This is a genomic window from Verrucosispora sp. TAA-831 (assembly GCF_050780145.1).
Taxonomy (GTDB): Bacteria; Actinomycetota; Actinomycetes; order Mycobacteriales; family Micromonosporaceae; genus Micromonospora.
This window is the reverse complement of sequence record NZ_CP192240.1, coordinates 3,806,091-3,826,319: the sequence shown is the minus strand read 5'-3', so window position 1 is coordinate 3,826,319 and position 20,229 is coordinate 3,806,091. Positions and strand designations below refer to the sequence as shown.

The window sequence follows — 20,229 nt, the reverse complement described above, 5'->3', positions numbered from 1 at the left end:
GGCTCGTCGGCCGATACCTGTTGATCCCTCGATTGGTGATCGTATTCGTGCTCGTCGGGAGCTGCGTGGTTGGAGTGTGCGCTACGCGGCCAGTCGGGCGGGGATCTCCCACACCTCGTGGTCGCGGATCGAGCGTGGCCAGCAGCGCACCGACCGGTACATGGTGGTGGATCTGGCGGCGGCTCTCGAATGCTCGGTAGTGGACCTGACCGGGCAGGCGTACACACCGGCTGATCGGCAGCTCGACGCGGCGCGCATCGACGCGGAGCGGGTGTGGCGGATCATGATGGACACGCCGATGTCCATGCGTTCCGATGCGGTGGCGACCGTCGAGCAGGTACGCCGAGAGGCGGCGCTCGTGCGTGGCCTGTATGGGCGGTGTGACTACGCGGGCGCGTTGCGGCGGCTTGTCGACCTGGTGCCGGCGATGCACGGCCTCACTGATCGGCGAGTGGCGTTGACGGAGATGGTGCCGGTGTACGGCGTGGCGATGGGGTCGTTGCTGAACGTCAGCTACCCGGCGCATGCGTGGCTGGCGGCAGAGCGGTGTGCCGAGGCGGCCGGGTTGCTCGATGACCCGGTGGCGGCCGGGGTTGCGGCGGCGAACCGGGCGCGGGTGTCGGCCTATTCGGGGGCGTACGGTCCGGCGCGGGCGCTGTGTGACGTCGCGGCTGCCGATCTTTCGGGCAGTGGGGCTGACGGCGCGTTGGACGTGTTGGGGTTCCTGCACTTGGCGCGGGCCCATCACCTCGCCGGGCTGCGGGATCAGGCGGGTGCGGAGGAGCACCTTGCCGAGGCGGGACGGATCGCGGCGCACACCGGGGAGACCGACAGTTGGGATCTCGCCTGGGGGCCACGGAACGTGGCGCTGTGGCTGATGGCGTTCCTGCTCGACACGGGTCGTCCGGAGGCGGCGTTGCAGACGGCATCGGGCGTGGAGCTGGCGGGCCTGCCAGCGGTGCGGCAGGTGTATTTCTGGCTCGACATGGGCCGTGCCGCTGAGGCGGTCGGCCGGGACCGGGATGTGGTGCGGATGCTGCTTGCTGCCGAACGGGTCGGATCGCAACACGCCCGTTCGTCGGTGTCGGCGCGGGAGACGGCACGATCGCTGCTGCGTAAGGGTGCGACGTCGACGGAGCTGCGGGGGCTGTGCGAGCGGTTGAGCCTGGCCGCTTAGATGGGGCAAAGTTCCAATAGGGCGGCAGGGTGCCATCGCAGAGGGCGCATGTGAAGTCGGCGTCTCGCACAATGTTGCGTTCTCCGCAGGCTGTGCAACGTCTGAAGGTCAGGGCGGCGGTGAGTCCGCCTGGATGCGGCACGCCGAGACGATCAAGTGCTGCGGCGACGGCGGGCCAGCAGTCCGGATTTGGGCAGTAGCCGGTCGACTGGTTGCTGACCTCTTGGACGTAGTGTCGGGTGTTGTTCTCGACGAAGGTGATCTCACCGGCGGCCAAGACGTCTTGCCCGGCAGCGCAGGCGACGTGCTCGCTCTGACGGGGGTGCTGGCCGGAGGACAGCGTGCAGGTCGACGACGAACGTGGCGGGCTCGTTGAGCCCGTTCGCATGCCGTTCGTTCAGCCACGTACTAAGCGCGCTGGGCGTGTCGGCGACGACGATTCCTGCCGGGCACAGCGGACGGGCGAGGATGATCCGATGGTCCGACGTAGCGGTACCGCTTGTAGCGGGTCACCGCGCGAGGCTACCTACGCCGGCATCGGCCGTCTATCGAGATAGACGGATAGTCGCCGCTTGACTAGCCCTGGCCAGAGGCCCGGACGACTTGAGTTGCCGTGGACTGCGAGTGCCCGCTAGCTATCCCGCCCCGAGGGAGCGGATATGTAGGCATGGAAAGCCGCTACTTCCTCGTCCGTGACGGTCGGCATGAAGTTGAGGTGCTCGGTGGGATGCGGGCACGGGCCAGCGCCAGCACGTCGCTGGTCTTGGAGGTCCGGCCGACCTCCACCTCACCGTCCGGCCCGTCCACTAGCGCCGCATATGAGCGGTCCGCCTCGTGTCGAACACGCACCCCCGCACGGATGTCGACTTCTCGCTCATCTGCTGATGATGGCCGCACCCATAGATATTCATCACATTAAATGTCTAGCTCGAGGATCCATGTACTCCCTGCGCCGATGCCGTAGTTCGGATCATGAACGTGTGTCGGCATCAGCCGACGGAAGACAGTAGGGTCAGTTGCGTGCAAGGTGTACGACCTCATTTACAGGTAGCTCGCCTCTTCGCCGCCACTCAAGGACGCAGAGCTCGCTGGTCAGGTGGGCCAGGGTTGGATGCCAATTCGAGCCGCGCCGAACTTTCGATGGAAAGATTCGGCGATTCAGCAGTCGGATTAGGCTTGGACTGATGGGTGCGTGGCTCTGTTCAGCCAATTGCAGCTCTAAAGTAGCTGCGGCGGACGCTACTCGCGCGATTAGAAGGAGGTGATCCATGTTGGTGGAATCGAACTCTTCCGACTTCTGGTTCTTCTTTGTCTTTTGGGGAACTGACTCGTCGGAGTTCTTGTCGGATGCGAAGCCTCGAAGAATGCCTGTAGTCGCGGCAACTAGGCGAAGCATCCCAGGCCCCTGTGCTTCCTCTCGTCGACCACCTCTCTCTCGGATGAGTGTCTCGGCCTTCTTGAAGACCTGTTCGGCACTCACCGCGTTCCTTTGTGTTGGATAGACAAACGACGGGAGGCAGGGTAGATCTCGGCCAATCATATCCAGGGAGTTGCCGCGCCAGTCGTCATAATAAACGGAGGCGGTGATGGTTTTGCCGAGAGTGGCGTCAAATGCAGTCAATGTCAGTTGGGATTTATCGAGGAGGAATTTCATGCCGGCTGGTGGGTTCCGGAAGTCCAGGCAGGTGGCAAGGCTCACGAGAGCTAAAAGTCGACGGGGAATGTTACGTTCAATGGCATAAAGCACCTGCTGGTTCTGCGTCTCGGCACCTGCCTCTTCCTCGTGAGCCAAGAATCGCAGGAAGGCAACGGCGTCTTGGCGCAACTGGTCCCGTGCGCGCTGCTCGAAGTCATTGATCGGTGGCAGGTGATCGGCAAATAGTGTCAAAGTCTTGCCTGGGCCTGAAGTCCAAATCGCGCTCTCTGATATATTTAGCAAATCGTCCGAGACGGCCGCGCTTACTTCCGTAGATGTTGGTAACCGGACCTCACCGACGATGCCCGACGCCCACCTGATAAATTGTTGCACCTCTGTTTCACTGTTAATTAGGGCGGGGCGTTGAGGGTCGAACTTTGGAGTCAGATCTGATGGCCGATGCAGGCAGAAGTCGTATTCGCGGATGGAAATAGGGCTCCTGCTGAGCCATGTGTCTTCATTAACGCGAACCGCCTCCCGCATGGTCCGTCCTAGAATCACCGTGGCCGCCATCGCGCGAGATTCGGTGTTTCCCCCTGCCGCATTCGAACTTAACGCTTCCTCGAGCTTAGCGCGCAGCTCTGGAGATAGTTCTCTGGCTTCGTCGGAGCAGCCGACCGCCAGCTCTAGCGCCGCTTGGCTCGGGGCTTTCGCTAAACACGCCTCCACAACAGCGTCAGCCCCTTGCTGCGCGACGTAGAGCAGGGTCGTTTCGCGCCACCACGGGTCGGTAACACCTTCGACGAGCACCGACTCCATCTTTTTTTCGGAGATATATCGCGAACACAAGAACTCTTGGAAGGTGAGATGAGGAAAAGCGTAAATTCCCGTTTCCCTTTCTAATAATAAACCGCATTCATCTCTGATGATCTGCAAGAAATCCCGTGTGCTCAGTCGGATGCTCATTCGTTTGAGATGTGGCGCGATGATTGTGGCTGCCTCGTCGGCGGCTACTCGAACCTTTCTTCTCTTCATCATCTCGAAGGCGAGGTGCTGAATCACATACTCCTTCTGATCCAGGGAGAGATCGCTGGATATTCGCTTTGCGTCCTGGCGTCGTCCTAGAAGTACCTGGCAAATCTCGCGATAGAGATCGGCACGTGTGCCTGGGAGTGCTCCCCGGTAGTAGTGCACGTGAGCGATCATTGTAAGGAGCAGGGGATTCATGGCAAGAGTGTGCAGGTTGCTGTTCGAACGCAAACGCCGCATTAGATCCTTGGCGCCATCCTGTGCTCTGAACGTAACCCCGGCATCGGCTCGGCCAGCACGCCGCTGTTCAGTCGCAGAATACCACTGATTGACGAATAGTTCGATTTGATGTTCAGTGAAGGGTCGAACCCGTGCCGATGTCGCGCGACTGACTGGATAGGACTTGTAGCCGTGTGGCCGTGAGGTAACTACGAAATTGTTGTCGGGATAGGTCGCAATTTGGCGATCGACCCAATCCACAACCTGACGCCGATGTTCAGGTTCTACTACCTCATCAAGGCCATCGAGCAGGACGACGCACCGCCCCCTGCCAAGTTGCTTCTCGAACCAACGGGGCGGATCGACTGCCGCTGGTGAACTCGTAAGCGAGGATCTCACCAAGTCCGCAAGGGTGGAGTCACCATTTTGGATAATCGATTTGGTGTGCTCTCTGAGGAAGAGAAGAATGGGCATCTTGGCCCTGGGTGCTCCAAGGCGTCGGGACTTTCGCCCACGATGCAACATCGTAAGCGTCATGTATTTGAGTAATGTTGTCTTGCCGCTGCCCGGCGGGCCCAATATCGCAAGCGGATCCGGGCGCTTGTCGTGTCGATGTAGTAGTTCCCACACGTGTAGACGGGTCCCTCGCAAGAATCGGTCTGTTTGAGGCTCGCCTCCCTCGAGTAGCCCGCTAGGTATTTCGTGGATAGATTGGGGAAAAAGGCTGATATCGACGAATACTTGATCCGCCGCTAGTGAATATATGCCGCGCAGTGGTAGGCCTTTAAGGTCCATGTCAAGATATAGTTCCCGCAAGTATCTGTGATACTTCCGTCCGTAACGCGAGAATGTTCGTATTAGCCACTGGTCGATGACGTCCACGAATCTATCTGACCATCGCTCCTGTAGCTTATCCATGACTTTGCTCAGGAAGATCCACAGAAGCAACCCTGCTTCCCAGGCGATGATTCCGGCGATCAGGATAGCGGGATTATTCCTGTAAACGTTCTGAAGAAAATAGGCTCCGGCTGCAGGGGGGATGGCGGCAGCAAGCAGCGTGGCGGCAAGCACGGCGCGGTTGGTTCGTTGCGAATCGGACATGTCGGTCCTCAAGTGCGTTTGGTCTTCGGGTGAGGTGAGGTGGTGGGCAGCCTCGTGAAGGATGCATCTTAATGGATCTGGCCAAGGTGAGACATTCGCATCTGCCGGGGCTGTTCCCGAAGAGCGAGAAGGCATAGCGGTCAGGGAGTGGCAGTCCGAAACTCGACATGTGTCGACTATTTGCCACTTGTGTTGCAACCTGGAATTGGGTGCTTTCAAGATTTGATCTCTCTGCGGCTTGCGGATGTTGCCACCAGTGCCACGGCGGGCCGCACGATATAGTCCTCCGTCGCGTTGTGGCCTCCTGCACGAGGAGCGCTGTGTCTTCCGCCCGACGCAGGCGAACCATGAGGCTCCGGCCAGACTCGATAGGTGTGATTGGCGCATCCCCGCCGTATGCGGGTTTGTCGGTTCGGTAGCCTTCGCCGCACGTTCGCATGCCGTTCGCCTGCTTGGTGACGCGACGTCGGTCGGTGTGGCAGCTTGCGGTTGTCCGAGGGCTCCCTCGCTGTCACGTCTGCGCTGGTGGTGCAAGAGACGGCCGGACTAACCCCTGGTTTGGTTGACGCATGGAACTGATATAGACGACTCACGGCATCCCGCTGGCGAATGTGGGGCAGCGCTCGGCCCGGGTGTTCGGTGTCGTGGCCTTCGGGTCGATGAGGTGTACCGTCCGGAGTGGTGGCCCGCCGGGCGGTCGGCGGGTTCGGGCTCAGTCGGTTCTCCGGGGAGGCTGCCATGCTCACTACGATCGGTGATCACCTACGCAGACTGCGCAGCGAATCCACTCTCACTCAGGAGCGGCTCGCGGAGCGGGCGGGCGTCAGTGTGGAGACGATTCGGAAGCTGGAGCAGAACGAGCGGACCAGCGCCCGCATGTCCACGTTGAACAAGCTGGCGACTGCTCTTGGCGTTCCGACGTCCGCGTTGATGGGTTCCGCTGCGCAGGCGCAGGCCATGCGTGAGCCTGATGCCGCGCCGCTGGGTCTTGTCGATGTCCGGCGCGCTCTGACGCCGGTCTCGGGTCTCGACGGGCGTTCCGTAGTGGACGACCCCGAGATTGGCCCACCGACTGCCGCTGACGTGCGCCGTTCGATCAAGGCGGCGAACACGATCTACCACGCCAATGACTACGCGGCAGCTCTCACGTTGATCCCTGGCCTGCTCGATGAGGCGCGGACGTTTGTCGACGTCGCCGACGGTGATGAGCGGTTGGTGGCGCATGCGCTGGCGTCGCAGGCTCACCAGTTGGCGGGTCGCCTCCTGATCCAGCTACGCCGTGTTGACCTTGCGCATGTCGCGCTTACAGCCGCACTGGATCACGCTCGTTGCAGCGGGGATCAGATGGTTGGTGCCGCAGCGGTGGCACCGATGTGTTGGCTGTTGCTGCGGCAGGCCCGGTTCGAGGAGGCCGAGGTGCTGGCGGTACGGACCGCCGATCAGGTGGAGCCGAAGCTGTCGACCGCCTCACCTGCCCACCTGTCCGCCTGGGGCTTTCTGCTGATCAAGGGCGCGTCGGCGGCGGTCCGCGATGCGCGACACGACGACGCCCGGGACATGCTCGACCTGGCGGCGGCCGGTGCGCACCGGCTTGGTGACCGGCCTAACCCGGACGCCGATATCACGGGCAACGACTATTCGGCCGAGGGTGTGCACCTGATGCGGGTGGAGTCGGCGGTTATCGCGGGCCGTCCCGACGAGGCATTGGCTCTCGCGCAGCAGGTGCACCGGTCTCCGCAGGTGACCCCGTCATCGCGGCAGCGGCACTACCTGGACGTCGCGTGGTCCCACGCTCAGACGGGTGCGTACGCGGACGCGACCGGTGTGCTGATGGATCTCCGGGATCGGGCACCGGCATGGTTGCGGCAGCAGCGGTATGCCCGGGACATCGTCCAGTCGATCGCCGAGAAGCGTCGGCGGGCGATGACCAAGGAGTTGGCCGAGTTGGCGTCTCTGGTCGGGGCGTAGTCGCACAACACGTACCACCTTTCCCGCAGGTCGCATGGCGTGGCCTGCCGTGTACCTGTCCACCCTCATTGCGCCCCGTGAACATGGCATTACGGGGTGCGACCGGTGCGTGAGGTGCCGCCACCAGTTCTCAGGTGAGCCGCGCCCCTTCTGCCAGCACAGCAAAGGTCGTCTTTCGAGCGCACCTTGCTGTGTCTTTCGAGGAGGTAGCGGGTGGACGGTATGCAGCGCGAGCCGGTGCAGAGTCGCGGCGAGCAGGCGGAAGCGGCGGAGCGGGAGGCCGCGAAGCAACGCATCCTGGCGCAGGCCGAGGCGGAGCGGATACCGGTCGAGGAGACCACCCGGGCGGTGCCGGATCGGCGGTGGCGTCGTGCCCGGTGATCCCGTGCCGATCGGGCGACGGGTGGCCTATCTGCGGGCGCGGCGGAACCTGTCGCAGCAGACGTTCGCCGACCGCCTGGGAAAGTCGAAGAGTTGGGTGGACAAGGTCGAACGCGGCGTACGGTCGTTGGAGCGCCTGTCGGTCATCCGCGACATCGCCACCGTGCTGCGGGTGGATGCCGCGACCCTGCTCGGCCGTGACGTCGAGCCTGCCGATGCGGTCGAGCGTCATGAGGGTGTCGCTCGGATCAGGGCGGCGATGTCGACGTACGAGATGGCTCTCGGTCGCCCGTCGGCGCGCGGCGAGGTGATGCCGCCGGAGCGGGTGGCGCGGGAGGTCGCGCATGCGTGGACCACCTACCAGCACGCCCGATACCCGCACCTGATCGACCTGCTGCCGGGGCTGTTGACCACGGTGCACCGGGCGTACGCCCAGGCCCCGGAGGCGGGTCGGGCGTTGGTGGTGGAGGCGTACCGGGTCACTACGGCGTTGTTGGTCAAGCTGGACGAGCACCAGCTTGCCTGGCTGGCCGCCGACCGGGCCATGTCCGCCGCCACCGGCGACCGGCTGTTGCTGGCGTGCGCGTCGGTGCAGCTCGGTCAGGTGCTCCGGACGTCGGCGCGGGCGCGCTCGGTGATGCTGGCCGCCGCCTACCAGATCGCCCCAGCCGACCCCGACACCGGCGATCCGCCGGAGGTGTCGCTCTGCGGCAGCCTGCTCGTGCAGGCCGCCCTCATCGCCGCGACCTGCGGCAACGACCGCGCCGCCGCTGATCTGTTGGACGAAGCCGCCGAGATGGCCGCCCGCGTCGGCGAGGGACACGACCACCACCGCACGGCGTTCGGCCCGACCGCCGTCGAACTGGCCCGGGTCACCGCCGCCATTGAACTCGGCGACACCTCGGACGCCGTCGCGCGGCACGAGAAGGCGATCGGGCGCGACGAGTGGCGGTGGCTGCCCGTCGAGCATCGCGCCGCGCATCTCGTTGACGCCGCTCGCGCCTACCTGGACACCGACGACGCCACCAACGCGGCCCGAGTGCTGATCCAGGCCGACGCCACCGCGCCCGCCGAGATCCGACACCGACCGGCGGTGCGAGAGATGGTCGCCCACGCGGCCCGTGACCAGGACGCGTCGACGACGATCACCCAACTCGCCATCAGCCTCGGGCTGGTCTGACCACGCCTTCCTGTCCCGGAACCCGGTGCACCAACCCGTCTCCCCGGACCGGGGCGAGGCAGGTGACGACGGGAGGGTGGTTCAGGTCGCCGGTTCGTGGGCGTACTCGGCGATCCGGAGGCCGGGGATGACCTCGCGCTCGCCGATCAGGCGGAAGTCGAGACGCTCGTAGAGCCGGCGGGCCGGGAGGTTCGCCGCGCCCGTGGCGACCACGGTCCGCCGGTCGCCGGCCGAGGCGAGGAGCGTCCGCACCAGGGCGGTGCCGGTGCCGCGACGGTGGGCCGTCGGGTCCACCACGAGTCGGTCGATGTCCCGCTCGGTGGGGTTCTCCGACCAGGCCACCGCACCGACCAGCCGTCCGTCGTGGTGGGCGCCGAGCCAGCGCAGCGGCGCGGTGCGCAGCGCGTCGAGCGTCTCGTGCAGGGGCGGGATCCGGTCGTCGCCGATGAGCGACGCCTCCACCGCGTACGCCGCGTGCTGGATCGACAGCAGCGTCCGGGCCAGTGTCTCGTCTGCGCCGGGGTTGATCTCGGTGATCCGCACCGCGCCATTCTGGTCCCCGGCGAGGCGCAGCGCAGCCACTTTCCGGGTCAGCCCTACATCTGTCGTTTGACGTATGACGTTTGCATCGTTAGATTTCGATGAGCGAGCGGTCCGGTCGTCCGGCGTCGACACCACGCCCCGACCTGGTGGACCGCTCCCTCGTGGGCTCGTGTCGCCGGATCGGGCGCCGCCGTCCGGGCATCCCCACGACACACCGACGTGCTGACGCCACCACCCGACGCCGGCACCCCCAGCCGGGCGCGCGCGGGCGGTCCCGCCCGCAGGCGACCCCGACCGAAGGAGTGGACAATGACAGTCATCGGCGAGGCCCGTCCCGCCTCCCCGCCGAGACGCGGTCGACGATCCGTACTGGCCGCCGCGCTCGCCGTGGTCATGACGGCCGGCACGGTCGTGGCGGTGAGCGCCACGCCCGCGTCCGCCGCGACGGTCGACACCACCGCGTGGTACGTGTTGGTGAACCGGACCAGCGGCAAGGCGCTGGACCTGTACGCCTCGGCCACCAACGACGGCGCGCGGATCACCCAGTGGACGCGCAACAACGGCGCGAACCAGCAGTGGCAGTTCGTCGACTCCGGCGGCGGCTTCTATCGGCTCAAGTCCCGGCACTCCGGCAAGGTCCTCGACGTGCAGAACCTGTCCACCGCCGACGGTGCCCCGATCGTCGCCTGGTCGGACAACAACGGGGCCAACCAGCAGTTCCGGTTGGCCGACTCGGACGGCGGCCACGTCCGGCTGGTCAGCCGGCACAGCGGCAAGGTCGTGGAGGTCCAAGGCGCGTCGACCGCCGACGGGGCGAACATCGTCCAGTACGCGGACTGGAACGGCGGCAACCAGCAGTGGCAGCTCGTCCGCGTCGACGGGAGCAACCCCAACCCGCCGGGCGGCACCGGATGCGGCCGTACGCCCACCCTGTCCAGCGGTACGCACACGATCCAGAGCGGCGGCAAGAGCCGGTCGTTCATCCTGCGCGTACCCGCCAACTACCAGCCGAACAACCCGTACCGGCTGATCTTCGCCTTCCACTGGCGTGGCGGCACCATGCAGGAGATCTCCAACGGCGGCACCAGCGGGACCGCCTGGTCGTACTACGGCCAGCAGGAGCAGTCCAACAACAGCGCGATCCTGGTCGCGCCGCAGGGGCTCGGCAACGGCTGGGGCAACGCCGGTGGCGAGGACGTCACGTTCGTGGACGACATGATCCGGCGGATCGAGAGCGACCTCTGCGTCAACCCGAGGCAGCGTTTCGCCACCGGCTTCAGTTGGGGCGGCGGCATGAGCTACGCCCTGGCCTGTGCGCGGGCCGACGTGTTCCGGGCCGTCGCGGTGATCGCCGGTGCCCAGATCAGCGGCTGCTCCGGCGGCACCCAGCCGATCGCGTACTTCGGGCTGCACGGCATCTCGGACAACGTGCTCAACATCGGTCAGGGGCGCGCGCTGCGCGACACGTTCGTCCGTAACAACGGGTGCGCGGCGCAGAACCCGCCCGAGCCCGGTGGCGGCAGCCGCACCCACATCACCACCGTGTACTCCGGCTGCCGGTCGGGTTACCCGGTGCAGTGGGCGGCCTTCGACAACGGACACATGCCCGGCCCGGTGGACGGGACGTACGGCGAGAGCGGCATCACGACCTGGACCAAGGGCGAGATCTGGCGGTTCTTCGCGCAGTTCTCCTGACCTCGGCAGGACAGCGGGATCACCACGGCAGCCGTCACCGGTCGACGACCGGTGACGGCTGCCGACGGCGAATGGAGGGGCGGTGTCAGCGTTGCAGTCGGGTCGGCTTGCCGGAGCCCTTGCGGCGGACCAGCCACGCCTCGGTGATGTGGGTGAACATCGCCTCGGCGGCACCGGCCGGGTCGCGGGCGGCGATCCGTTCGTAGATGCGACGGTGTCCCCGGTTGGACGCCACGCAGAGCGAGCGCTGGGTGCGACCCATGTACCGCGCGGTGTTGGCGACCTGGCTCTCCAGCGAGCGGACCACCCCACGGGCGATCCGGTTGCCGGACGCCTGCATCACCGTGTCGTGGAAGGCCCGGTCGTGCTCGTGGTAGGCGACAGTGTCGTCGACGAGTTCGTCCATCCGGTCGACCAGCGCCCGCAGGCGCTCGATGGTCTCGCCGTCGGCCTGCCGGGCGGCGACGTGCGCCATGTCCGATTCGAGCAGCCGGCGGGTGACCACCAGGTCGTCCAGGATGGCGAGGCTGTCGTCCTCGGCGATGGTGGCGGCGAGGACGAGTTCGTCGAGCATGTCCCAGTTCGAGGGCTCGGTGACCGTGGTGCCGGCGCCCTGGCGTACCTGCACCAGGCCCTTCTCCTGGAGGACCTTCACCGCCTCCCGGACCACGGTCCGGCTCACCGAGAAGGTCTCGCAGAGCACGGGCTCGGGGGGCAGGGGAGACCCGGACGGATGCATCCCGCGCACGATCCGCTGCACCAACTCGGCGGTGACGGCGCGCGCCAGGTTCTGCGGCCGGCGGGTCCAGGCCGGGGCGGCCGTGGCGTCCACGGTCGTCTCCTGCGATGGCGTCATGTCCCCTCCGATTTGCTTGCCGTGGCACGACGTCCGGTGGTCAGTGTACGTCCGACCGTTGACGTCAGACGTCATACGAGTTACGTTTTCGCACATTGTTGGCCTGCGGTGGAGCCGTCGGCCATTCCCGTTCAGAGGTGAACAACGATGAAACGCGCACTCTGGTCCGCCGTCCTCGTTGTGGGACTGGTAGCGACGGCCGGCTGTGGAAGCGCCACCGGATCGGGCGGGTCCGGCGGTGGCGCGGACGGCAAGCTGGTGGTGTGGGACTGGAAGTCCGGTGAGGCGTCCGCCGCCGCGTACCTCGACAAGGCCAAGGCGGACTTCGCCACGAAGCACCCGGACGTGACGGTCGAGTTCGTCGCGCAGCCGTTCGACCAGTACTACACCCTGCTGGGCGCGGCGATCCAGGCCGGTAAGGGCCCGGACGTCATGCTGTTCAACGGCGGCGGCCAGATCCGGGACCGGGTCGACGCGCTGGTGCCGCTGGACGAGTATCTCGCCGAGGACCGGGAGCGCCTGGCCGGCTGGGACGCCTTCACCGAGGAGGGCCGCACCTACGCCGGTCCGGTGACGTTGCAGGGCCACCCGATCTACTACAACAAGGCGCTGTACGAAAAGGCCGGGCTCGACCCCGCCGCCCCGGCGACGACCTGGACCGAGTTCCTCAGCGACTGCGCCGCCATCGCCAAGGCCGGTGCCAAGTGCTTCGCACTCGGCAACAAGGAGGGCGCGGGCATCCAGTTCTGGCTCTCCGCACTGGGCTCCGCCACGCTCACCGCGCAGGAGTACGACGACTGGGTCGCCGGCAAGCGCGACTGGAACTCACCGCACGTCAAGCGGGTGTTCCAGCTCTGGCAGGAGGCCGGCGACGCCGGGCTGAACACCGACGGCGCGAACTCGACCGCGATGTTCAACGACGGGTTCGCCCTCTTCCAGTCCGGCAAGGCCGCCCACGTCATCGGGCTGATGTCGGACGTCGGGCACTGGAAGGACTTCAACGAGTTCCTGACGCCGGAGAAGCTCGGCGTGATGAACGCCCCGGTGGTCACCGAGGGCACCACCCCGAGCCTGCCCTTCGACGGCGGGATCGGCTACGGGGTGGCCAAGTGGACCAAGGACCCGAAGGTCGCCGCCGACCTGGTCCGCTCGCTCACCTCGACCGAGGCGCTCAAGGCCTTCTACGCGGACGCGGGCGCGATCGCCGCCGACACCACGATCGACGTGTCGCAGGGCGGCCCGGCGGTGGCGGGCATCGTGGCCGAGACCGCGGACGGCAAGCCGGCCCTGCACGTGGCGCTCTCCTCCAAGACCCTGGACCTGATGGGCAGACTGTCCCAGCAACTGCTCAGCGGCTCGGCCGGCGTCGACGAGGTGGTGCGGCAACTGGCCGCCTCCGACCAGGCGGGCTGAGTTCGTGCCGATCGGGAACGCGCAGTCGTCGGTCCGTCCGGCTCCGGCCGGACGGACCGACGCGGCGGCCGACCGTCGCCGGACCGGTGCGGCGCGGGCCGCCGGCCGTCTGCGCTCCGAGCGCCTCGCACCGTACGTCCTGGTCGCCCCCGCCGTGCTGATCATCGTGGTGTTGCGGCTGTATCCGCTGGTGCTCGGCGTCAACTTCTCGTTCACCGGGGACGGGGCCCGCGACGGCACGGCGGTGGGCGTCGACAACTACCGGGAACTGCTGGCCGACCCGCTGTTCCGGACCGCGCTGGGCAACGTCGGGTGGCTGGTGCTGCTGCTGCCGGTGGCGGTGGCGATCCCCGGCCTGCTGGCGACCTTCATCTACCTGCGGGTCCCCGGGCACCGGCTCTACCGCAGCGTCTACTTCTTCCCGGCCGTGCTCTCCCCGGTCATCGTCGGCGCGATCTTCAACCTGCTGCTCGCGGTGGACGGCCCGCTCAACTCCCTGCTCGGCCCGGCCGGTGTCGGCCCGATCGACTGGCTCGGCGACCCGGACATCGCGATGTTCGTGGTGGTCGGCGTGCACGTCTGGGCCACCTTCGGGATGTCCCTGGTGGTCTTCCTCGCCGGGTTCGCGACCCTCGACGCCGCCCTGCTGGACGCCGCCCGGGTGGACGGGGCCTCGCTGCCCCAGGTGATCCGGCACGTGATCGTGCCGGGGTTGTCCCGGACCATCCAGTTCGTCTTCGTGACCACGATGATCGGCATGTTGACCTCGATGTTCGGGCTGCTGTTCGTGATGACCAGCGGCGGCCCGGAGGGGTCCACCTACCTGCCGGAGTACTACATCTGGATCCAGCAGGGCCAGATGAACCGGCCCGCCCTCGCGTCGGCCGCCTCGACGGTCCTCTTCGTGATCATGCTCGTGGTGGGGCTGGTGCAGATCAAGCTGCTCAGCCGGGCCGGAAGGGAGAACTGATGTCCCGACTGCGGCCGGGGCGGTGGCTGATCGCCGTCCCGATGCTGGTGCTCGCCCTGGCGACGATCTACCCCCTGCTGTTCACCGCGAACGTCGCGATGAAGACCCGGCGCGACTACATCCTCGACCGCTTCGCCCTGACCGACAGGCTGCGCTGGGACAACATCGAGACGGCGTGGAGCAGCGTCGGCATGAGCCGATACTTCGTCAACTCGGTGATCGTGGTGTCGTCGTCGGTGCTCCTGCTGTTGCTGCTCGGCTCGATGGCCGGCTTCGCCCTCAGCCAGGTGCGCTTCCGTGGGTCGCGGGCGCTGTTCCTCGGCTGCCTCGCGGGTCTCTTCGTGCCGTTCCAGGTGATCATGGTGCCGCTGGCCCGGATCATGGCCGACACCGCGCTCATCGACACCTACCCCGGGTTGATCCTGGTCTACGTCGCCCAGTTCCTGCCCTTCACCGTCTTCCTGATGACCAGCTACTACCGGTCGATCCCGCCGGAGATCATCGACGCGGCCCGGATCGACGGCAACAGCCTCTACGGCGTGTACCGCCGGATCATGCTGCCGCTGGGCACCCCGGCGCTGCTCTCCGTCGGCATCCTCAACGCCCTGTTCTGCTGGAACGACGTCCTGATGTCGCTGGTCATGATGCCCTCGGCCGACCAGCGCACCCTGATGGTGGGCGTGACCTCGCTGCGCGGGCAGTACTCCGACGACATCCCGACCTTCGCCTCCGGGGTGCTGATCGCCGCGCTCCCCGTCCTGCTGGTCTACCTCTTCCTCCAGCGCCAGATCGCCGACGGCGTCGCCGCCGGCTCCACGAAGGGCTGACATGCGGATCACCGGATATCGGACGCTCACCACGGTGCAGGAATGGGGCCGCCCCGTCGGTGACGCCAACGGCGTCCTCGCCGACGGGGTGGTCCCGGTGTCGATCGTCGTCGTCGACACCGACGAGGGGATCTCCGGAGTCGGCCTCGGCCCGCACGTGGAGATCGAACGCGTCTTCGCGGCCCTCGACGGCGAGGACCCGCGCGCCGTCCCGACGCTCTACGACCGGATGCTGCGCCACAGCTTCAAGGCCGGACACGCGGGCGCGGTCTTCGGCACCATCGGCGCGCTCGACACCGCCCTCTGGGACATCAAGGCGCAGGCCGCCGGCCAGCCACTCTGGCGACTGCTGGGCGGACGCGACCGGCGGGTGCCCGCGTACGCCTCCGGCCTGGACATCGGCCTGGCCGACGACGAGCTGGTCGACACCTACCGCGCGTACGCCGCGCACGGCCTGCGCGCCGCCAAGCTCAAGGGCGGTCTGGACATCGCCCGCGACCGGCATCGCCTCGGCCTGGTCGAACAGGTGCTGACCGAGGCCGGGCACGGACGGCGACCCGGTCTGATGCTCGACGTCAACGAGGCGTGGACCCGCAAGCAGGCCGTCCGCCACGTCGGCGAACTCGAACGCACCCTCGATCTCATCTGGATCGAGGAGCCCGTCCGCCGCTGGGACGCCGAGGGCCTGGCCACCGTCGGCCGGGGGGTGCGTGCCTCCGTCGCCACCGGCGAGAACCTCACCGGGCTGGAGCAGTACCGGCCGCTGATCGCCGCCGGGGCGGTCGACATCGTCCAGACGGCCGCCGTCTGGGGAGTCACCCACTTCCTGCGTACGTCGGCCCTGGCGCACGCCCACGACCTGCCGGTCAGCCCGATCGGCAACAGTCCGGTCGGGCTGCTGCACGCGGCGACGTCGGTGCCCAACCACCTGACCAGCGAGTTGCAGGATCTGCGTCCACCGGTCGGCGTCACGCTCGACCTGCACGTGGAGGACGGTGCCTTCGTCCTCGGCGACGCGCCGGGCCTCGGCGTCCGCGTCGACGAGCGGACGATCCGCGCCGCCGTCCGCCCTCCGGCGGCCCGCAGCACCGAGGGGCCCGACGTCCGGCCCGGGTCGGCGGGACGACGGTTGCTGCCGGAACACGGCGCTCCGGCACCGGCCCGGACGGCGTACCTGCCGACCGGCGCGACGGTCGGCGGCGTGAACGGCCACGGCGGGCGTGCCGGCGCACCGCTGGCCGAGTCCGACGGCCACTGAGCCGACCGGGTCTGCGCACGCCGTCCGAGTCCGCACAGGCGGCCCCGGGTTCGCGCACGTCGCCCCGGGTCCGCACAACCCGTCCGGGTCCGCGCACGCTGACCGGGTCCGCGCACGGCGGTCGGGACCGGCTCCCGTGGTGCGGAGGCCGGTCCCGACTGCTGTCATCGGCGGATCAGCGTCGTGGTCGTCAGGCCGCGCCGAACCGCCACTGCTGGTTGGTGCCGCCGTGGCAGGTCCACTGCACCAACCGCGCGCCGTCGGTGGTGGCCGCGCCGTTGACGTCCAGGCAGAGGCCGCTCAGCACGCTGCGGACCGTGTAGACGCCGCTGGTGCCGGTCGCCGTGACGGTGAACCTCTGCTGGTTGCCGGTGCCGCAGGTGGCCTGCTGGAGGAAGGCACCCGCGCTGGTGGACGAACCGACGATCTCCGCGCACTTGCCGCTGTGCACCGCCCGGAGGGTGACGGCACCGTTGCCGGCGTCGACCGCCTGCCACTTCTGGTTGTTCCCGCCGCTGGCGGCCCACTGGTGGATCTGGGCGCCGTCGGCGGTGGAGACCCCGTTGACGTCCATCACCTTGCCGCTGTGCTGCGCGGTGAGGGTCCAGGTCCGCCCGGCCACCCCGCCGGTGCCGCCGACACCGACCCCCGCACCGCCGAACGTGTGCGAGTCGAGGTCGAACCAGTTGTTGCCGCTGCCCTTGAAGACCAGGTACAGGGTGTGCGTACCGGCCAGGGCGGTGACGTTCACCGGTGGTGTCGACTGGTAGTTGTCCCAGCCGCCGGTGGCCGGCACCGGCGTGGTGGCCAGCAGCGTGCCGGTGGGGGAGCCGGCCCGCAGCTCGATCGTGCCGCCGCCGGAGGGTGACGACAGCCGGTAGCTGACCGTGCTGATGCCGGAGAGGCTCATCGGGGTGAAGGCCACCCAGTCGTTGTTGGAGATGTCGCCGATCCGCTTGCCGCTCTCCGCGCTGGCCTGGTCGACCACCCGGGTGCCGGACTGGCTGCTGTAGTACTCGGCCTGCTTGTGCTTGGGCTGGAGGATCACCTGTGCGTGCCCGGTCAGCGGTGCGGCCCCGCCCGCCCCGCCGTTGTCGGTGTACCGCGCGTTGAGCACGTAGAACAGGTTCGCGCCATCCGGATGCCCGCCGAGCAGGTCGGTGGAGATGGTGCCGGAGCAGCCGGGCAGGTCGGTGGTCTCGTGCGCGTGGTCGTCGTGCCCGAGCGCCGGGTTGAGGATCACCTTGGCGCAGTCGATCGCCGCCCCACCCGGGTCGGAGACGCTGATCTGGTAGGAGACCCGGTCGCCGAAGGTGAGCATGCCGCCGTGCGCCGGTGTGGTGATGGTGACCACCGGGGCGGTGTTGCCGACCGTGATCGCCACGTTGGCGAAGCCGGTCTTGCCGGTGCTGTCGGTGACCCTGAGCTGGGCGGTGTAGTTGCCGTTGGCGGTGTAGACGTGCGACGGGTTGGCCGCCGTCGACGTGGTGCCGTCACCGAAGGTCCACTGGTAGCTGAGCGTGTCACCGGGGTCGGGGTCCGCCGACCCGGCGCTGGAGAACTGCACCGTCAACGGGGCGTTGCCGCTGGTGGGCGTGCCGGCGGCCTTCGCGATCGGGGACCGCCCACCCTGGACGTAGTCGATCCGGTAGAGACCCGAGTCGCTGTTGCCGCCGCCGAAGTTGGTGCCCCACTCCAGCAGGTAGAGCGATCCGTCCGGGCCGAACTCCATGTCCATCGGCTTGTTGAACCGGGTGGTGGGCAGGAACGCGTTGGTCCGGGTGACCGCCGTCGCCGAGTCGAAGTGCACCTCCTTGAGGTAGCTGCGCGACCACTCGTAGAAGAAGTGCACCCCGTCGTAGTACGGCGGGAACTTCGTCTGCGACGGGTTCGCCGCGTTGTAGCGGTAGACCGGGCCGCCCATCGGCCCCGAGCCGCCGGAGCCCAGCTCCGGGAAGGTGGTCGAGGTGCCGTAGCCGTACCACATGTTCGGCGCGACCACCGGGCGCAGGCTGGTCAGGCCGGTGTTGTTGGGGGAGTTGTTGACCGGGGCGGCGCAGTTGAACTTGGCCCCGACCGCACCGGTGTCCGGGTTGTACGGCGCGTACGGCTGGTTGTCGCCGTGGCAGAACGGCCAGCCGTAGTTGCCCGGTGCCTTGATCACGTTCAGCTCGACGAGACCCTCCGGGCCACGGTTGGTGGTCGGCGGGTTCCGGTCCGGCCCGTAGTCGGCCAGGTAGACCCAGCCGTTGGCCGGGTCGATGGAGAAGCGGAACGGGTTGCGGAAGCCCATCGCGTAGACCTCGGGCCGGGTCTGCGCCGTCCCCTGCGGATAGAGGTTGCCGGAGGGGATGGTGTAACCGCCGCTCGCCGAGGGCCGGATGCGCAGCAGCTTGCCCCGCAGGTCGTTGGTGTTGCCGGCGGTGCGGGCCGCGTCGAGCATGTGCTTGCCCGAGCGCCAGTCCAGCGGCGCGTAACCCTGCCAGTTGGGGTCGAGGTTCGGCGCGACGTCGTCACCGGTGCCGATGTAGAGGTTGCCGTCCGGCCCGAACTCCATGTACCCGCCGGTGTGGCCGGGCTCCGGGTACGTCCGGTCGCGGTACGCCGGGATGTCGATGACGGTGACCCCGCTGGACATGGTCAACGTGTCACCGCTCAGCGTGTAGCGGGAGACCCGGTTGATGTCGGTGGAGCTGCTGGCGGGGGAGTGGTACAGGTAGACGTACCCGTTGGTGGCGAAGTTCGGGTCCAGGGCCAGCCCGGTGAGGCCGTCCTCGCCACCGGTGTAGACGCTGAGCGTGCCCGCGGTGACGGTGCTGTTCGTACTCGGCTTGAAGATCTTGATCTGGCCGCCGCGCTGGACGTAGATCACCCGGCCGTCGGGGGTCACCGCCAGGGCCATCGGGTCGACGGTGTTGGTGTCCAGCGAACGCTTCTCGAAGTTGCCCCAGACCGTGCCGCCGCAGTCGCCGGGTTCGTTGCCGGCGGCCCACTTCACCCCGCCGAGCACGTGGTTGCGGAAGTGGGTCTCGCTGTAGGACTCGATGGCGTGGCCCATGGCGGTGGCCCAGACCCGACCCCCGCCGACGCTGCGGCACCAGGAGATCGGGTGGTCCGGACCCATCGCCCGGGAGCCGGGGTTGTACGTCCGCTCGTCCGCCGTGACCAGCACGTGTACGTCACCGCGCGGGTTCTTGTCGAAGTTGTACCACTCCTCGCTGCGGTTCCAGCGGTCCGGCAGGGTGGCCGTGGAGGGGTGCTTCTTGTCGGCCACGATGGCGGTGCCGGGCAGGACGCCGGGGGAGTGTTCCGGCATGTGCGCGCCGCCGTTGACGGTCTGGTCCCACCACGGGTATTCACCCTCGATGCCCATGTCGGTGGCGTTGTGGACGGCGACGATCCCCTTGCCGGAGGCGAGGAAACCCTCCACCGCCTGACGCTGGGCGGCCGAGGTCCAGACCATGCCGGAGGTCTGGAACATCACGAGGACGTCGAAGGTGGCGAGGTTGGCCGGGGTGAACACGGACGAGTCCTCGGTGTGCACCACCTCGAAGTTGTTGGCCGCCGCCTGCTGTTGGAACATCGCGACGCCGGCCGGGATGGAGTCGTGCCGGTAACCGGCGGTCTTGGTGAACACCAGGGCCCGGAAGGCGGGAGCCGCCGCCGCCGGGTTCACGACCGCGAAGGTCAGTAACAGACCCGCGATCACTCCGATGATGGTTGTCGTGCGACGCATGGCGTCTCCTCGTTGGACGGGCAGGGGATACGGGTGGCGCGCCGACGCTTGCGGTGGTGACTCACCGTCATGTCGGACCGAGGTGCCGTTCCGTGGGGGTGGGGAGCCGGAGCGCATCCTGCATCGATGTCGTCGGATGTTAACGACGCCATGAACGGTGTCTCCGTGTCGGTGCTGGCTCTCGCGCAGGTGTGACTCTCCCGGTCCGCGCCGATGGGACGGTGCCCGAAAGTCCCTGGC

Annotated in this window: 13 protein-coding genes; 9 read left to right on the top strand and 4 right to left on the bottom strand. The window is 67.5% G+C overall.

The window, feature by feature from the left end; genetic code table 11:
* The first annotated feature begins 31 nt into the window (after positions 1-31).
* Positions 32-1,177 (top strand): helix-turn-helix domain-containing protein, encoded by a 1,146-nt coding sequence (locus ACQVFL_RS17160; protein WP_431729842.1) that lies wholly within the window; start codon positions 32-34, stop codon positions 1,175-1,177.
* A 1,012-nt stretch (positions 1,178-2,189) separates the two neighbouring features.
* On the opposite strand, the gene ACQVFL_RS17155 is transcribed toward ACQVFL_RS17160, so the two are convergent.
* Complete coding sequence (locus ACQVFL_RS17155; protein WP_431726985.1) at positions 2,190-5,162, bottom strand: NACHT domain-containing protein; 2,973 nt, start codon at positions 5,160-5,162, stop codon at positions 2,190-2,192.
* A gap of 738 nt (positions 5,163-5,900) precedes the next feature.
* Between ACQVFL_RS17155 and ACQVFL_RS17150 the strand changes: the two genes are divergently transcribed.
* The 3 genes from ACQVFL_RS17150 (at position 5,901) to ACQVFL_RS17140 (ending at position 8,691) form a co-directional block, all read left to right on the top strand.
* The gene (locus ACQVFL_RS17150) at positions 5,901-7,130 is read left to right on the top strand and encodes a helix-turn-helix domain-containing protein (protein ID WP_431726984.1); all 1,230 of its coding nucleotides are present in this window, start codon (positions 5,901-5,903) and stop codon (positions 7,128-7,130) included.
* A gap of 213 nt (positions 7,131-7,343) precedes the next feature.
* Entirely contained in the window at positions 7,344-7,511 is a 168-nt protein-coding gene (locus ACQVFL_RS17145; RefSeq protein WP_158573684.1) for a hypothetical protein, read from the top strand.
* Entirely contained in the window at positions 7,501-8,691 is a 1,191-nt protein-coding gene (locus ACQVFL_RS17140) for a helix-turn-helix domain-containing protein (protein WP_431726983.1), read from the top strand. Before ACQVFL_RS17145 ends, ACQVFL_RS17140 begins: the two co-directional genes overlap by 11 nt.
* Before the next feature lie 81 nt (positions 8,692-8,772).
* Here the strand turns inward: ACQVFL_RS17140 and ACQVFL_RS17135 are convergent, their stop codons facing one another.
* A complete protein-coding gene (locus tag ACQVFL_RS17135; RefSeq protein ID WP_431726982.1) occupies positions 8,773-9,234 on the bottom strand; it encodes a GNAT family N-acetyltransferase in 462 nt (153 codons plus the stop codon).
* 309 nt (positions 9,235-9,543) lie between these two features.
* Here ACQVFL_RS17135 and ACQVFL_RS17130 point away from each other — a divergent pair, with 309 nt between their 5' ends.
* Complete coding sequence (locus ACQVFL_RS17130; protein WP_431726981.1) at positions 9,544-10,929, top strand: RICIN domain-containing protein; 1,386 nt, start codon at positions 9,544-9,546, stop codon at positions 10,927-10,929.
* Positions 10,930-11,014: 85 nt separating this feature from the next.
* Here ACQVFL_RS17130 and ACQVFL_RS17125 read toward each other — a convergent pair whose 3' ends face one another.
* The gene (locus tag ACQVFL_RS17125; RefSeq protein WP_396696741.1) at positions 11,015-11,785 is read right to left on the bottom strand and encodes a FadR/GntR family transcriptional regulator; all 771 of its coding nucleotides are present in this window, start codon (positions 11,783-11,785) and stop codon (positions 11,015-11,017) included.
* Between the two features lie 147 nt (positions 11,786-11,932).
* Here ACQVFL_RS17125 and ACQVFL_RS17120 point away from each other — a divergent pair, with 147 nt between their 5' ends.
* Genes ACQVFL_RS17120 through ACQVFL_RS17105 form a run of 4 tightly spaced genes read left to right on the top strand, consistent with a single transcriptional unit; the run spans position 11,933 to position 16,253 of the window.
* Positions 11,933-13,198, top strand: a complete 1,266-nt coding sequence (locus tag ACQVFL_RS17120; protein ID WP_431726980.1) for an ABC transporter substrate-binding protein — start codon at positions 11,933-11,935, stop codon at positions 13,196-13,198.
* A 4-nt stretch (positions 13,199-13,202) separates the two neighbouring features.
* On the top strand, positions 13,203-14,168 hold the full coding sequence (locus tag ACQVFL_RS17115) for a carbohydrate ABC transporter permease (protein ID WP_431726979.1): 966 nt from the start codon (positions 13,203-13,205) through the stop codon (positions 14,166-14,168).
* Entirely contained in the window at positions 14,168-14,995 is an 828-nt protein-coding gene (locus tag ACQVFL_RS17110; protein WP_396696747.1) for a carbohydrate ABC transporter permease, read from the top strand. The genes ACQVFL_RS17115 and ACQVFL_RS17110 overlap by 1 nt, the downstream gene beginning before the upstream one ends.
* Position 14,996: 1 nt before the next feature.
* Positions 14,997-16,253 carry an enolase C-terminal domain-like protein gene (locus ACQVFL_RS17105; protein ID WP_431726978.1) on the top strand — a complete coding sequence of 419 codons (1,257 nt, stop codon included), beginning with the start codon at positions 14,997-14,999 and terminating at the stop codon, positions 16,251-16,253.
* Between the two features lie 190 nt (positions 16,254-16,443).
* On the opposite strand, the gene ACQVFL_RS17100 is transcribed toward ACQVFL_RS17105, so the two are convergent.
* Positions 16,444-19,989, bottom strand: coding sequence for a ThuA domain-containing protein (locus ACQVFL_RS17100; RefSeq protein ID WP_431726977.1), 3,546 nt, complete (start codon positions 19,987-19,989; stop codon positions 16,444-16,446).
* Between the last annotated feature and the right edge of the window lie 240 nt (positions 19,990-20,229).